Source organism: Hydrogenophaga sp. UC242_50 (genome assembly GCF_042697355.1).
Classification (GTDB): Bacteria; Pseudomonadota; Gammaproteobacteria; order Burkholderiales; family Burkholderiaceae_C; genus Hydrogenophaga.
In genome coordinates, this window is the sequence record NZ_CP170553.1 from 3863267 (window position 1) to 3878124 (window position 14858).

General features: G+C 67.4%; 13 protein-coding genes and 3 pseudogenes. 3 read left to right on the forward strand and 13 right to left on the reverse strand.

Annotated features, from left to right (window positions below; all coding sequences use genetic code 11):
• Positions 1–15: 15 nt before the first annotated feature.
• From hscA to ACFJGX_RS19615, 8 genes and pseudogenes are all read right to left on the reverse strand, one after another.
• Positions 16–1888, reverse strand: a pseudogene (gene hscA, locus ACFJGX_RS19580) (Fe-S protein assembly chaperone HscA).
• 31 nt (positions 1889–1919) lie between these two features.
• Positions 1920–2438 carry a Fe-S protein assembly co-chaperone HscB gene (hscB, locus tag ACFJGX_RS19585; RefSeq protein WP_382325578.1) on the reverse strand — a complete coding sequence of 173 codons (519 nt, stop codon included), beginning with the start codon at positions 2436–2438 and terminating at the stop codon, positions 1920–1922.
• 64 nt (positions 2439–2502) lie between these two features.
• Complete coding sequence (gene iscA, locus ACFJGX_RS19590) at positions 2503–2826, reverse strand: iron-sulfur cluster assembly protein IscA (RefSeq protein ID WP_066272849.1); 324 nt, start codon at positions 2824–2826, stop codon at positions 2503–2505.
• 16 nt (positions 2827–2842) lie between these two features.
• Complete coding sequence (gene iscU / locus ACFJGX_RS19595) at positions 2843–3229, reverse strand: Fe-S cluster assembly scaffold IscU (protein ID WP_382324333.1); 387 nt, start codon at positions 3227–3229, stop codon at positions 2843–2845.
• A gap of 13 nt (positions 3230–3242) precedes the next feature.
• Positions 3243–4460 (reverse strand): IscS subfamily cysteine desulfurase, encoded by a 1218-nt coding sequence (locus tag ACFJGX_RS19600; RefSeq protein WP_382158559.1) that lies wholly within the window; start codon positions 4458–4460, stop codon positions 3243–3245.
• A 71-nt stretch (positions 4461–4531) separates the two neighbouring features.
• On the reverse strand, positions 4532–5068 hold the full coding sequence (iscR, locus tag ACFJGX_RS19605; protein ID WP_066272853.1) for a Fe-S cluster assembly transcriptional regulator IscR: 537 nt from the start codon (positions 5066–5068) through the stop codon (positions 4532–4534).
• Positions 5069–5285: 217 nt separating this feature from the next.
• Positions 5286–7406 carry an excinuclease ABC subunit UvrB gene (gene uvrB, locus ACFJGX_RS19610; RefSeq protein WP_382326829.1) on the reverse strand — a complete coding sequence of 707 codons (2121 nt, stop codon included), beginning with the start codon at positions 7404–7406 and terminating at the stop codon, positions 5286–5288.
• On the reverse strand, positions 7364–7735 hold the full coding sequence (locus tag ACFJGX_RS19615; RefSeq protein WP_382324330.1) for a DUF6172 family protein: 372 nt from the start codon (positions 7733–7735) through the stop codon (positions 7364–7366). The genes uvrB and ACFJGX_RS19615 overlap by 43 nt, the downstream gene beginning before the upstream one ends.
• Positions 7736–7775: 40 nt before the next feature.
• Between ACFJGX_RS19615 and ACFJGX_RS19620 the strand changes: the two genes are divergently transcribed.
• Positions 7776–8378 (forward strand): 3'-5' exonuclease, encoded by a 603-nt coding sequence (locus ACFJGX_RS19620; protein ID WP_382324328.1) that lies wholly within the window; start codon positions 7776–7778, stop codon positions 8376–8378.
• A 3-nt stretch (positions 8379–8381) separates the two neighbouring features.
• Here the strand turns inward: ACFJGX_RS19620 and ACFJGX_RS19625 are convergent, their stop codons facing one another.
• Together ACFJGX_RS19625 and ACFJGX_RS19630 are read right to left on the reverse strand one after the other, a co-directional pair.
• Positions 8382–8594 carry a DUF3820 family protein gene (locus tag ACFJGX_RS19625; protein ID WP_291118552.1) on the reverse strand — a complete coding sequence of 71 codons (213 nt, stop codon included), beginning with the start codon at positions 8592–8594 and terminating at the stop codon, positions 8382–8384.
• On the reverse strand, positions 8591–9418 hold the full coding sequence (locus ACFJGX_RS19630; protein ID WP_382326831.1) for an alpha/beta fold hydrolase: 828 nt from the start codon (positions 9416–9418) through the stop codon (positions 8591–8593). Before ACFJGX_RS19630 ends, ACFJGX_RS19625 begins: the two co-directional genes overlap by 4 nt.
• 155 nt (positions 9419–9573) lie before the next feature.
• Between ACFJGX_RS19630 and ACFJGX_RS19635 the strand changes: the two genes are divergently transcribed.
• A complete protein-coding gene (locus ACFJGX_RS19635) occupies positions 9574–11277 on the forward strand; it encodes an AMP-binding protein (RefSeq protein ID WP_382326833.1) in 1704 nt (567 codons plus the stop codon).
• On the opposite strand, the pseudogene chrA reads toward ACFJGX_RS19635, so the two are convergent.
• From chrA to ACFJGX_RS19650, 3 genes and pseudogenes are all read right to left on the reverse strand, one after another.
• A pseudogene (chrA, locus tag ACFJGX_RS19640) lies at positions 11278–12623 on the reverse strand (chromate efflux transporter).
• A gap of 68 nt (positions 12624–12691) precedes the next feature.
• On the reverse strand, positions 12692–12931 hold the full coding sequence (locus tag ACFJGX_RS19645; protein WP_382326835.1) for a hypothetical protein: 240 nt from the start codon (positions 12929–12931) through the stop codon (positions 12692–12694).
• 159 nt (positions 12932–13090) lie between these two features.
• Positions 13091–13489, reverse strand: coding sequence for a hypothetical protein (locus ACFJGX_RS19650; RefSeq protein ID WP_382326837.1), 399 nt, complete (start codon positions 13487–13489; stop codon positions 13091–13093).
• Positions 13490–13667: 178 nt separating this feature from the next.
• Here ACFJGX_RS19650 and ACFJGX_RS19655 point away from each other — a divergent pair.
• Positions 13668–14780, forward strand: a pseudogene (locus tag ACFJGX_RS19655) (PAS domain S-box protein); the annotation flags it as partial.
• Between the last annotated feature and the right edge of the window lie 78 nt (positions 14781–14858).

Consider the following 14858-nt stretch of genomic DNA (forward strand, 5'->3'; position numbering starts at 1 on the left):
GGGGACGTTGTGTTTTCAGACTTCTTCGAGTTTCTTGCCAGACAGGGCCTGCTGGATGCCCCGGTTCATGCGCAGCGCGGCGAAGGGCTCGGTGGCCTTGGCAAGTTCGGTCGTGGCGTTCTCGATCGCGTTGGCGTCGTCGCCCTGCGCGGTGGCCGCCAGCGCCGCCATGAGGTCGTCGATCTGTTGGCGCTCGGCGGGTTGCAGCAGGTCGGCGTCGGCGGCCAGCGCGGTGCGCGTGGCGGCGATCATGCGGTCGGCGTCCACGCGGGCCTCGACCAGCGCGCGCGCCTGGATGTCCTGTTGCGCGGTGGCGAAGCTGTCCTGCAGCATGGCGGCGATCTGCTCGTCGCTCAGGCCGTAGGCGGGCTTCACGTCCACGCGGGCTTCCACGCCGCTGCCCTGCTCTTTCGCACTCACCGACAGCAGGCCATCGGCGTCCACGGTGAAGGTCACGCGGATGCGCGCGGCGCCGGCCACCATGGGCGGTATGCCGCGCAGCTCGAAGCGCGCGAGGCTGCGGCAGTCGGCCACCAGATCGCGTTCGCCCTGCACCACGTGCAATGCCAATGCGGTCTGGCCGTCCTGGTAGGTCGTGAAGTCCTGCGCCAGCGCGGTGGGGATGGCGCTGTTGCGCGGCACGATGCGCTCGACCAGGCCACCCATGGTCTCGATGCCCAGCGACAGCGGGATCACGTCCAGCAGCAGCAGGTCGCCGTCGCGGCTGTTGCCGGCAAGCGCGTTGGCCTGGATGGCGGCGCCCAGCGCCACCACTTCGTCCGGGTTGAGGTTGGTCAGCGGCTCGGTGCCGAAGAACTCGCCCACCGTGCGGCGGATCACCGGCATGCGGGTCGAACCACCGACCATCACCACACCTTGCACCTCGTCCTTGGCCGTGCCGGCGTCGCGCAACACCTTGCGCACCGCGGTCATCGTGCGCGCGGTGAGCGCGGCGGTGCAGGCCTCGAAATCGCCCGGCGTGACCGCTTGTTCGATGGCCTGGCCCGCCACGCTGGCGCGGAAGGTCTCGCTCGCGGCCGACGACAGCGCCTCTTTCACGCGACGCGCCTCGGCATGCACGGCGGCCCGCTCGGAGGCATTGAGCTCGGCACTCACGCCCTGCTGGGCCAGCACCCAGGCGGCCAGCGCCTGGTCGTAATCGTCACCGCCCAGGGCCGAATCGCCGCCGGTGCGCAATCACCTCGAACACGCCCTTGGTCAGGCGCAGGATGGAGATGTCGAAGGTGCCGCCGCCCAGGTCGTAGATGGCGTAGACGCCTTCGGAGCCGTTGTCCAGGCCATAGGCGATCGCGGCGGCGGTGGGCTCGTTGATCAGGCGCAGCACGTTGATGCCCGCGAGCTGGGCCGCGTCCTTGGTGGCCTGGCGCTGCGCATCGTCGAAGTACGCGGGCACGGTGATCACCGCGCCATACAGGTCGTCGTCGAAGCTGTCCTCGGCGCGAAAGCGCAGCGTGGCCAGGATCTCGGCGCTGACTTCCATCGGCGTCTTGCGGCCGGCCACGGTCTCCACCACGGCCATGCCGTCCTGCTCGACCACGGTGTAGGACAGCTTGTCCACGTCGGCCACCTGCGCACGGCGGCGGCCCATGAGGCGCTTGACCGAACTCACGGTGTTCGCCGGGTCCTGCACCTGCGCGGCCAGTGCCTCGAAGCCGATCTGCCGGCCCGAGCCGCCCTGCGCGGGATCGAGGTAACGCACCACGCTAGGCAGGATCACGCGGCCATCGGCCGCCGGCAGGCATTCGGAGACGCCGTGGCGCACAGCGGCCACCAGCGAATGGGTGGTGCCCAGGTCGATGCCCACCGCCACGCGCCGCTGGTGCGGGTCGAGCGACTGGCCGGGTTCGGAGATCTGCAGAAGCGCCATGGGTCAACGGTCATTCATAAGGGGGAACCGGCTATTGTCCCAGCAGATCGAGCCGGTTCTCCACATCGCTGGCAAAGCGCTCAACGAACATAAGGGCTCTGACCTGTTGGGCCAGCGCGGGCCAGTCCCGCAGGTCGTCGGCCGTGGTCTGCAGTTCCTGCAGCATCGCGCGCCGCGCGGTGGCCACGTCGTCGGCCATGCGCTCCAGATCGTCCTGGCCTTGGGCTTCGTCCAGGTCTTCGCGCCACTGCATCTGCTGCATCAGGAAGGCGGCGGGCATGGCGGTGTTGTTCTCGGCCTGGATCGGCGCGCCGTGCAGTTCGCACAGGTAGGCCGCGCGCTTGAGCGGATCCTTCAGGCGCTGGTAGGCCTCGTTGATGCGCACCGACCACTGCATCGCCTGGCGCTGGGTCTGGGCATCGGCGGTGGCGAAGCGGTCCGGATGGGCTTCGCGCTGCAGGTCTTTCCAGCGCGCGTCGAGCGAGGCGCGGTCCACCGCGAAGCGCGGGCTCAGGCCGAAGATCTCGAAGTCGTTCGATTGCAAATTCAGGTTCATCGCGTGAAAAAGCCGCCAGCACTGGACAGCACGGGCGGCTTGGTGGGGGAACGCAGCATCAGATGCGGAAACTTTCGCCGCAGCCGCAACGGTCGCGCTCGTTCGGGTTGTTGAAGCGGAAGCCCTCGTTGAGGCCTTCGCGCACGAAATCGAGCTGCGTGCCGTCGATGTAGGCCAGGGCCTTGGGATCAACCAGCACCTTCACGCCGTTGTCCTCGAACACCACGTCTTCCGGCGCGATCTCGTCGGCGTACTCCAGCTTGTAGGCCATGCCGGAGCAGCCGGTCGTCTTCACGCCCAGGCGCACACCCACGCCCTTGCCGCGTTTGGCGATGTAGCGGTTGACGTGCCTGGCGGCGGCTTCAGAAATCGAGATGGCAATGGGAACGCGGTGCTCCTCAGTTGACGTGTTTCTTGCGGTAGTCGTCCACCGCCGCCTTGATGGCGTCTTCGGCCAGGATCGAGCAGTGGATCTTCACCGGCGGCAGGGCCAGTTCTTCGGCGATCTGGCTGTTCTTGAGCGCGGCGGCCTGGTCGAGCGTCTTGCCCTTGACCCACTCGGTCACCAGCGACGACGAGGCGATCGCCGAGCCGCAGCCGTAGGTCTTGAAGCGCGCGTCCTCGATCACGCCCGTGGTCGGGTTGACCTTGATCTGCAGCTTCATCACGTCGCCGCAGGCAGGGGCCCCCACCATGCCGGTGCCCACCGAGTCGTCGCCCTTTTCGAAGGAGCCGACGTTGCGGGGGTTTTCATAGTGGTCAACAACTTTTTCTGAATAAGCCATGGTGTCTTCTCCTTCAATGCGCTGACCACTGGATGGTGGACAGGTCGATACCGTCTTTGAACATTTCCCACAGCGGGGACAACTCGCGCAGCTTGGCCACGTTTTCCTTGATGGTGGCGATCGCGTAGTCGATTTCTTCTTCGGTCGTCCAGCGGCCGATGGTCATGCGCAGGCTGCTGTGCGCCAGTTCGTCGCTGCGGCCCAGGGCGCGCAGCACGTAGCTGGGCTCCAGGCTGGCCGAGGTGCAGGCCGAGCCCGACGACACCGCCAGACCCTTGATGCCCATGATGAGCGACTCGCCTTCGACGTAGTTGAAGCTCATGTTGAGGTTGTGCGGCACACGGCGCGTTTCATGGCCGTTGATGAACACCTCTTCCACGTCCTTGAGACCCGCGACCATGCGGTCGTGCAGGGCCTTGATGCGCTGGTTCTCTTCGTGCATCTCGGCCTTGGCGATGCGGTAGGCCTCACCCATGCCCACGATCTGGTGGGTGGGCAGCGTGCCCGAGCGCATGCCGCGCTCGTGGCCCCCGCCGTGCATCTGCGCCTCGATGCGGATGCGCGGCTTGCGGCGCACGTAGAGAGCACCGATGCCCTTGGGGCCGTAGGTCTTGTGCGAGGTCAGGCTCATCAGGTCGACGGGCAGCGTCTGGAGGTCGATGTCGACCCGGCCGGTGGCCTGCGCGGCGTCCACGTGGAAGACCACGCCCTTCTCGCGGCAGATCGCGCCCAGGGCCGCGATGTCCTGGATCACGCCGATCTCGTTGTTCACGAACATGACCGAGGCCAGGATGGTGTCGGGGCGGATCGCGGCCTTGAAGGCTTCCAGGTCGACCAGGCCATCGGCCTGCACGTCGAGGTAAGTGACTTCGAAGCCCTGGCGCTCCAGCTCGCGCATGGTGTCGAGCACGGCCTTGTGCTCGGTCTTCACCGTGATGAGGTGCTTGCCCTTGGTCTTGTAGAACTGCGCCGCGCCCTTGAGCGCGAGGTTGTTGGACTCGGTCGCGCCGCTGGTCCAGACGATTTCGCGCGGGTCGGCGTTGATGAGGGCGGCGACCTGCTCGCGCGCGGTCTCCACGGCCTTCTCGGCCTCCCAGCCCCAGGCATGGCTGCGCGACGCCGGGTTGCCGAAATGTTCACGCAGCCAGGGAATCATGGCGTCCACCACCCGCGGATCGCAGGGGTTGGTGGCGCTGTAGTCCATGTAGATGGGGAAGTGCGGAGTGCTCATGGAAGGACGGTTCGTGGGCTTGTCGGTGAAAAGAGGTGGCGGCGGGGTCGAGCGCCCCGGTCAGGCCGGGTTCATTTCGAGAACGCGGCGCCTCCGAGGGCAAAGACCGAGTTGGGGGCGTTCACGCGGATCGGCTTGACCACCGGCGCGCTGGAAATCGCCCGCTTGATCAGGGGTGCGTTCTCCACCACCACGCCCTTGGCGAGCTGCTCGTCCACCAGCGACTGCAGGGACACCGAGTCGAGGAAATCGACCATCTTGGCGTTGAGCTGCGCCCACAGTTCGTGCGTCATGCAGCGGTGGCCTTCGCCCAGGCAGTTTTCCTTGCCGCCGCACTGGGTGGCGTCGATGGGCTCGTCCACGGACACGATGATGTCGGCCACGGTGATGTCGGCCGCCTTGCGGCCCAGCGTGTAGCCGCCGCCGGGGCCACGGGTGGATTCCACCAGTTCGTGGCGGCGCAGCTTGCCGAACAGCTGTTCCAGATAGGACAGCGAAATCTGTTGCCGCTGGCTGATAGCCGCGAGCGTGACGGGACCATTGTTCTGGCGCAGGGCCAGATCGATCATGGCGGTGACCGCGAAGCGGCCTTTGGTCGTGAGGCGCATATTCAAGCTCCTTGAGATGTTGGCTTGACCGTCGTGGCATGGTCCAACGGGTAAGAACCCCCCTGAACCCCTTCTCCACCCACCCCGATCCGTTGCGGATCTGTTATCGAAGGCTTTCCCGACTGTTTTCGTCGAGTATACCTCAAAAGCCTAGTGTTTTGCTCAGCATTTTACTGGTAAACCCTTCCCCCGTTCCCCGGGGGCACCAGTTCGGTGCTCAGGGAATGTTGTCGGTACCCGGGGCACCGAACACCTGGGCCTTGAGGTGGGCGAGTTGGTCGCGCACGCCGGCGGCCTTTTCGAACTCCAGGTTGCGGGCGTGTTCGAGCATGAGCTTTTCCAGCCGCTTGATCTCGCGCGCCACGTCCTTTTCGCTCATCTCCTCGACGCTGGCGCGCTGGGCGCTCTCGGCAGCCAGGCGATCGGCCTCCCGGCCCGCCTTCTCGCTGTAGACCCCGTCGATCAGGTCCTTGATGCGCTTGTTGATGCTGCGCGGCTCGATGCCCATGGCCAGGTTGTGGGCGATCTGCTTGTCGCGCCGGCGCTGGGTCTCGTCCATCGCCCGCTTCATCGAGTCGGTGATGCGGTCGGCGTACAGGATGGCCTTGCCGCCCAGGTTGCGCGCGGCGCGGCCGATGGTCTGGATCAGGCTGCGCTCCGAGCGCAGGAAACCTTCCTTGTCGGCGTCCAGGATGCCAACCAGCGACACCTCGGGAATGTCCAGCCCTTCGCGCAGCAGGTTGATGCCCACCAGCACGTCGAAGGCGCCCAGGCGCAGGTCGCGGATGATCTCCACACGCTCCACGGTATCGACATCGCTGTGCAGATAGCGAACCTTGACGCCGTTTTCCGTCAGGTAGTCGGTGAGCTGCTCGGCCATGCGCTTGGTCAGCGTGGTGATCAGCACGCGTTCGTTTTTCTCGACGCGGATGCGGATCTCCTGCAGCACGTCGTCCACCTGGTGGGTGGCCGGGCGCACCTCCAGCTCCGGGTCCACCAGACCGGTGGGGCGCACCAGTTGCTCCACCACCTGACCGGCGTGGGTTTTCTCGTAGTCGGCCGGCGTGGCGGAGACGAACACCACCTGCCGCATGCGCTGTTCGAACTCCTCCAGCTTGAGCGGGCGGTTGTCCAGCGCGCTGGGCAGGCGGAAACCGTATTCCACCAGTGTGGTCTTGCGAGCGCGGTCGCCGTTGTACATGCCGCCGAACTGGCCCATGAGCACGTGGCTCTCGTCCAGGAACATCACCGCGTCCTTGGGCAGGTAGTCGGTCAGGGTGGACGGCGGCTCGCCCGGGGCGCTGCCCGCGAGGTGGCGCGAGTAGTTCTCGATGCCCTTGCAATGGCCCACCTCGCTGAGCATCTCCACGTCGAAACGGGTGCGCTGCTCCAGCCGCTGGGCCTCCACCAGCTTGCCCTCGCCCACCAGCTGCTTGAGCCGGTCGGCCAGCTCCAGCTTGATGGCCTCTACCGCGTGCAGCACCTGCTCGCGCGGCGTCACGTAGTGGCTGCTGGGGTAGACGGTGAAGCGCGGGATCTTCTGGCGCACCTTGCCGGTGAGCGGGTCGAACAGCTGCAGCGTCTCCACCTCGTCGTCGAACAGCTCGATGCGGATCGCCATTTCCGAGTGCTCGGCGGGAAACACGTCGATGGTGTCGCCGCGCACGCGGAACTTGCCGCGCGAGAAGTCCTGCTCGTTGCGCGCGTACTGCATGCGCACCAGCTGGGCGATCAGGTCGCGCTGGCCGATCTTGTCGCCGGTGCGCAGCGTCATCACCATCTGGTGGTAGCTCTCGGGCTTGCCGATGCCGTAGATGGCCGAGACCGTGGCGACGATCACCACGTCGCGCCGCTCCAGGATGCTCTTGGTGCAGCTGAGCCGCATCTGCTCGATGTGCTCGTTGATCGCGCTGTCCTTCTCGATGAACAGGTCGCGCTGCGGCACATAGGCCTCGGGCTGGTAGTAGTCGTAGTAGCTGACGAAGTACTCCACCGCGTTCTTCGGGAAGAACTCCCGGAACTCGCTGTAGAGCTGCGCGGCCAGCGTCTTGTTGGGCGCGAACACGATCGCCGGGCGGCCCAGCCGCGCGATCACGTTGGCCATGGTGAAGGTCTTGCCCGAGCCGGTCACGCCCAGCAGGGTCTGGAACACCTCGCCGTCGTTCACCCCCTCCACCAGCTGGCGGATGGCCTCGGGCTGGTCACCCGCTGGCGGGTAGGGCAGGAAGAGCTCGAACGGGGAACCGGGAAACGTGAGGAACTCGCCCTCGGGGGGCGCGTCGCTCACCCCTTCAATCAGCGGGTCTTTCGGCGTCGGAGGCAGGGTCGTCTGGGGCATCGGACGATTGTGCCGGATGGTCGCTTTCGGCGCTGGCGCCCGGGGGGCGCGGGCGGCGCACGCCGGGTTTCGGCCAGGATTTCCACGTAGGCCTGCGCCCCACCCTCGCGCGCCACGGCGTCCAGCTGGCCGATCAGGGCGGAGAGGTGCACCACCTCGGCGGTTTCCTTGGTGGCGCCGAGGCGGCAGTCGAAGTCCAGGAAATCGGCACCCTCGGGCAACTCGCGGCGGCGCTCGCGCTTGAGGTATTTGCGGATCTCGTGCTTCACGGCTTCCAGCACGCGATCGCGGTGACGGCCTTCTTGGGTCAGGGGGAAGATTTTTCTCATGGAGGGCGCGATTATGCGCGCCGGGGTATCCTGCCCCGCGATGACCTCCCGAGAACACCACCCCACCCCCAGCAAGGACGAGATCGCCCTGCTCGCCCCGTTCGAGCAGTTGCGGCTCGACCGCATCACATTGGTGAACACCGCCGCCCAGGCCCGAGAGGCCTGCGCCGCCCTGCGCGACCACCGCGCCTGGGGCTTCGACACCGAGTCCAAGCCCACCTTCTTCAAGGACCAGGTGTCCGACGGGCCGCACATCGTGCAGCTCGCCACGATGCAGCACGCCTGGGTGTTCCAGCTGCACGAACCCGACTGCCGCGCCCAGGTGGCCGCGCTGCTGGCCGACGGCGGCCACACCAAGGCCGGCTTCGGCCTGGGCGACGACACCCGGCGCATCGTGGCCAAGCTCGGCGTGGAGCCCGGCGGCGTGCTGGAACTCAACACCGTGTTCCGCGAACGCGGCTACCGCAAGGACATGGGCGTCAAAGGCGCGATCGCGGTGCTGTTCAACCAGCGCTTCATCAAATCCAAGAAGGCGGCCACGTCCAACTGGGCCAACCCGCGGCTGACGGAAGCCCAACTCATCTACGCCGCCAACGACGCCTGGGGCGCCATGCGCGTGCACCACGCGCTGGGTCTGGGCTGAGTTTCAGCGCCGCCGCAATGGCGTGAGCAGCTCGCTCAGCCCGTTGTGGTCGATCTCCCGCATCAGCGCCAGCAGGCGGCCGATCTCGCCGGGCGGAAAGCCTTCGCGCGCGAACCAGTGCAGGTAGTTGCCCGGCAGGTCCGCGATCACGTGGCCCTTGTATTTGCCAAAGGGCATTTCCACGGTGACGAGGCGTTCGAGGTCTTCGGGTTTCATACCAGGGAAGTGGATCGGTCCAGCCAGGCGCGCACGCAGGCGTTGAATTCGGCCGGCTTCTGGCGCATCACCCAGTGGCCGGTGTCCAGCGCGAGCACCTCGCAACCCGGCGCGCGGGTGAGCTGGTCCAGCCAGCGCTCGGAATGGAACATGAAGGGCTTGCGCCGCCCATAGATGAACAGCGCGGGCATGCCCACGCCCAGCAGCTTGTCCACACGGCCCACGCCGCGCAGGCCGCCATGGGCGCCGAACCAGCCCATGGCATACGGGTAGTTCATCTGCCAGCCGATCCGGGACGGTTCGTTGCGGCAGCCGATGGTGCGCGCCATGTAGCGCGTCATGCGGTTCGCCAGCCAGGGCCACCACGGCCCGATCTTCCAGGCCACCGCGAGCCAGATCTGGTAGCCCGCGATCATCCGTTTTTCCTTGCCACTCAAGCCCCTGAGGTAGGCGCCCGAGCTGGTGTCGCCGATGTCCACGCCCACCACGCGGGCGACCCGGTCCGGGTGGCGCGCGGCGAACTCGTAGCCGAAGAAACAGCCCCAATCGTGCACCAGCAGCGTGACCGACTGGTGCGGGCTGACCGCGTCGACGATCTTGCGGATCAGGCCGGTCATGGCGTCCACCGACGCCGCCCTGGGCGGTTTGGCCAGGTCGTAGCCCGGCAGGCAGAAGCGCACACAGCGGTAGCCCTCGCGCAAGGCCACCACGGTGCTGTCCCACAGGGCCGGGGTGTCGGGCCAGCCGTGCAGCATCACCACCGTGTGCGGGCCCTCGCCTTCCACCACCACATCCACGTCATCGATCTGCAAAGCTTCCTTCATGAGCGAGAGCCTCCGGCGGTTGGGTGATGAATGGGCAGCGCGCATCGTACTGGAATGGAACACATGGCGTCAGGGAAATCCCGGGCGTGCGGGCGGCGCGGCGGGCGTTCATGATGGCCGGCGAACCTTTGCACCCCCGCACCGCCGAGACCGACATGAACCCAGCATCCGCCCCCACCTCTTCCTACGCCCAGGGCCCGCAGAGCCCGGCCCTGCACGACATCACCATCGGCGAGGCGCTGGCCCGCGCCGCCCACCAGTGGGGCGAGCGCGAAGCCCTGGTGATCCCGCACCAGAACGTGCGCTGGAGCTGGCGCGAGCTGCTGCAACGCAGCGACGCCGTGGCCGCCGGCCTGCTCGCGCTGGACCTGCAACCCGGCGACCGCGTGGGCATCTGGGCACCCAACTGCGCCGAATGGACGCTGATGCAGTTCGCCACCGCGCGCGCCGGCCTGATCCTGGTCAACATCAACCCCGCCTACCGCGCCAGCGAACTGGCCTACGCGCTCAACAAGGTCTCGTGCAAGGCCCTGGTGCTCGCGCCCGCGCTCAAGACCAGCAACTACATCGAGATCCTGCGCAGCCTCGCCCCCGAGCTCGACGCCGCCGCCCCCGGCCAGCTCCATGCCCAGGCCCTGCCGCACCTGCGCTGGGCGATCCGGCTCGGCCAGGAAAAAACCGCGGGCATGCTCAATTTCGACGACCTGCCCGCGAAAGCCGGCGACGCCCAGCGCGAGCAACTCGCGGCCATCGGCCCCCGGCTCGCGCCCACCGACCCGATCAACATCCAGTTCACCTCGGGCACCACTGGCTTCCCCAAAGGTGCCACGCTGACCCACCGCAACATCCTGAACAACGGCTTCTTCGTCGGCGAGGCCATCCGCCTCACGCCGGAAGACCGCCTGTGCATCCCCGTGCCGCTGTACCACTGCTTCGGCATGGTCATGGGCAACCTCGCCTGCGTCACGCACGGCTGCGCCATGGTCTACCCCTCCGAGGCCTTCGACCCCGCCGCCGTGCTGCAGGCCGTGCAGGCCGAGCGCTGCACCGCGCTCTATGGCGTGCCCACCATGTTCATCGCCGTGCTCGACCACCCGCAGTTCGGCGCCACCAACCTCTCCAGCCTGCGCACCGGCATCATGGCCGGCTCGCCCTGCCCCATCGAGGTCATGAAGCGCGTGCAATCGCTGATGAACATGCGCGAAGTCACCATCGCCTACGGCATGACGGAAACCTCCCCGGTCTCCACCCAGAGCGCGGTGGACGACCCGGTGGACCGCCGCGTGTCCACCGTGGGACGGGTACAGCCCCACCTGGAGGTGCAGATCGTCGACACCGACAACCGCGCCGTGGCGCGCGGCCTGGTGGGCGAACTCTGCACGCGCGGCTACTCGGTGATGCAGGGCTACTGGGACGACGCCGAAAAAACCCGCGAAGCGATCGACCCCGAGGGCTGGATGCACACCGGCGACCTCGCCACCATGGACGCCGAGGGCTACGTCAACATCGTCGGCCGCCTGAAAGACATGGTGATCCGCGGCGGCGAGAACGTGTACCCGCGCGAGATCGAGGAGTTCTACTACCGCCACCCCAAGGTGCAGGACGTGCAGGTGGTCGGCGTGCCCGACCCGCGCTTTGGCGAGGTGCTCTGTGCCTGCGTGGTGCTCAAGGCCGGCGAGAAGGCCACGGTGCAGGAACTGCAGGACTTCGCGCGCGGCCAGATCGCCCACTACAAGGTGCCGGCCTACATCGAGTTCGTCGACGCCTTCCCCATGACCATCACCGGCAAGATCCAGAAGTTCCTGCTGCGCGAGGCCATGGTCAAGAAACTCGGCCTCAAGGCGGCAGCAACGGCCTGACTAGCGCAGCAGGGTCAGCGCCAGCCCGGCCAAGGCGCACACCCCCAGCAGCGGCATCACGCCCCACTTGAGGCGGAACAGCGCCACCAGCGCCAGCAGCGTGATGACCGCCGAAGCAAGGTCGAACGGCCCGCCGAAGCCCTTGGGCCACCACACGTGGTACGCGAAGAACAGCGCGAGGTTGAGGATCACCCCCACCACGGCGGCGGTGATGGCCGAGAGCGGCGCGGTGAAGCCCAGCCTGCCGTGCGTGGCCTCCACCAGCGGGCCACCCGCCAGGATGAACACGAACGACGGCAGGAAGGTGAAGAAGGTCACCACCGTCGCCGCGAGCGCCGCGCCGAGGAACAGCGCGTCCGGCCCCAGCACGGACTTTGTCCATCCACCGACAAACCCCACGAAGGCCACCACCATGATGAGCGGGCCGGGCGTGGTCTCGCCCAGCGCCAGGCCGTCGATCATCTGAGCGCCGGTGAGCCACTGGTGCGTGTCCACCGCGCCCTGGTACACGTAGGGCAGCACCGCGTAGGCCCCGCCAAAGGTGAGCAGCGCCGCCTTGGTGAAGAACCAGGCCATCCGGGCCAGCGTGCCCTCCCAACCCTGCGTGCGCAACCAGCGCGGCCATGCCCAGCAGCCACAGCGCCAGCCCCGCGCCCAGGACGTTCGCCAGATGGCGTTTCGAGAAACGCGCGTGCGCCGGCGTGGGCGTGTGGTCGTCGATCAAGGCCGGCCCATGGCCCGCCGCCTGGGCACCATCGCCACCGCCCAGCGCGAAGACCTGGGGCCAACGCCGCGCGCCGAAGTGGCCGATCAGGCCGGCGGCCAGCACGATGGCGGGGAACGGTGTGTCGAACCCGAAGATGCGCCACGAAGGCGGCGGCGGCGATGCCCCACATCCAGGGGTTGCGCAACGCGCGCGTGCCGATGCGGTGCGCCGCGTGCAACACCAGCGCCGTCACGGCCGGCTTGATGCCGTAGAAAATGCCCGCCACCACCGGCACGTCGCCAAAGCGCAGGTACACCCAGGACAGGCCGATCAGGATGAACAGGGAGGGCAGCACGAACAGCGCGCCGGCCACGATGCCGCCCCAGGTGCGGTGCATCAGCCAGCCGATGTAGGTGGCGAGCTGCTGCGCCTCGGGGCCGGGCAGCAGCATGCAGTAGTTCAGCGCGTGCAGGAAGCGGCGTTCGCTGATCCAGCGGCGGCGCTCCACCAGCTCGGTGTGCATGATCGCGATCTGCCCGGCCGGCCCGCCGAAGCTGATGAAACCCAGCTTGAGCCAGAAGCGCAGGGCCTCGCCAAAGCCGACGGCGGCGGGGGGTTCGGGGGTGGCGGGTTCGGGCATGGGAACTGGGGTGAAGCAACCGCCCGCAATGTAGCCCATCCCCTTGAAACCGCGGTGACGGACCGCCTCTATTTCGCCAGCATCCACGCCACCGTCTGGCCCACCACCTCGGCCTCGATGCCGTTGAAGCCGTGGTGGCTCTGCGTCCGGCTCCTGGGGCGCGACCAGGCGATGACGGCCTGAACATCGACCACATGGTCAGCTAGCTGGCGAAACCCGCTCAGGTACGGAGGGCGCTGCTTCTCCGAAGGCGCGTCCACCACCGCGACCGTCACGCCCTGCTGCGCAAACAGGGCGCGAGATCGCACCAGGGAGTTGCCGCCACCCCAACCACCCGCTCGACCACCTGCGCATGCAAATCTGTGTGCCACAGAACAGCGCCAATGATCAACAAGGGGATGCGCATGAAGGGCCTCGTGCAAGTGAAGTCATATTCGCCACGGACAGGCCCGTTGTCGAGTGATATTTCACACGAAAGACCTCGCAAGCTCTGATACGCTGGCAGGGCGCCACCCAAAAGAAGAGGGAGCCCCTTGACGACCGCTGCACCCCGCGACCGAGTTCTGACCTGGATACTGCCGCTGCTGCCCGCGGTGGTGGCCTTGGTGTTGCTGGTTCTCTCGCTGCTGCTGGCCGAGATCATCGTGGCCAAGGAACTGGAACAGCGCGCGGGCACCCGTGTCGAGCAATCCGCCCAGCTGTACGCGGACCAGATTTCGCGCTCGCTGGCCCGCCGCACCGTCGAACTCCAGCTGCTCGGCGAAATGGCCCGGGCCGACATCCACACCGACACCTGGCGCGATCAGATACAGCGCCTGAAGATCAGCACCAACAGCTACGTGTGGATCGGTGTGACCAATGAGCACGGCGAAGTGGAAGTGGCGCAGCGATCGCCTGCTCGAAGGCACTTCGATCGCCCATCGCGGGGTGTTCACCAACGGCCGGGACGGCCTGTGGTTCGGCAGCCTGCATCCGCCGGTGGCGCTGCGCGACCCCCTGAGCAAACGGGGTCTGCAGGTGCCGGAAGAGCTCGCCGACATCGCCATGCCCGTCTACGACACCCAGGGGCTGACCCGTGGGGTGATCGCCGCGCACCTCGACGCCCGCTTCTTCGACCAGTTGCGCCAGCAGGTGCTGGGGCCGCCAGAGGTCCGCCGGTCCCTGAACCTGGCCCTGGTCGACGCCGACGGGCGCGTGCTGATCGGGGAGCGGCCGACGGTGACCGACAGCGAATGGAACGTTCTGCTGACCGGCCCTGAAGAAGACGCCCACACCGTGCAGGACGACAAAGGCAGGCACTACCTCCTCTCGCACGTCGCCATTCAGCCCCGGGACTCGGAACTGCGCACCCCATGGCAGGTGGTCGGCTACCAGCCGCTGAGCGCCGCGGTCGAGCCCGTGCGCCAGCTCGAGCGCAGCCTGCTGACCTGGGGCGGCATCACCACGCTGCTGCTGGGCCTGGCCGGTTTCGCGATCTCGCGCCACCTGGCGCGGCCTTACAGCCAGTCCGAGCAGCACCTGCGCGAACAGGGCGAGGTGCTGAGCGCGGTGATCAACTCCGCGAGCGATGCGGTGATCAGCGTGGATCTGCAGGGGCGCATCAGCCTCTTCAACCCCGCCGCCGCCCGCATCTTCGGCCACCCCGAGAGCAGCATGATCGGGCAGCCACTGGACGTCCTGCTGCCGGAGATGCAACGCGCCCAGCACCTCGGCCACCTGCAGCGTTTTGCGGAATCCCACACCACCACACGCCCCATGGGTGTGGGGCGCGTGACCGGCCTGCGGGCCGACGGCCAGACGCTGAATCTCGAAGCCTCGATCTCGCAGATCACCGTGCGCGGCAACAAGGTGCTCACCGCCATCCTGCGCGACGTGACCGAGCGCGTGCGCGCCGAGCGCGCCGTGGCGCAGTACCAGCTCGAGCTCTCCGAACTCACGCGCCGCCTGCTGCATCAGGAAAAACAGACCACGCGCCGGCTGGCCCAGATCCTGCACGACCAGCTCGGACAGACGCTGGGCGCGATCCGGCTGTCGTTCGACGCGCTCACGGGCATGATCCCGCTCGGCCTGCCCGACAAGGCCAAAGAGCGCGCCTTCAAGCTGGGCAACATGATCGACACCGCCAACACCGAGGTGCGCCAGGTGCTGGTGGAGCTGCGTCCACCGCTGCTGGATGAACTCGGCCTGCAGGCGGCGCTGGAAAACGAGGTGCACACGCGCACCCCCGATGCCGAG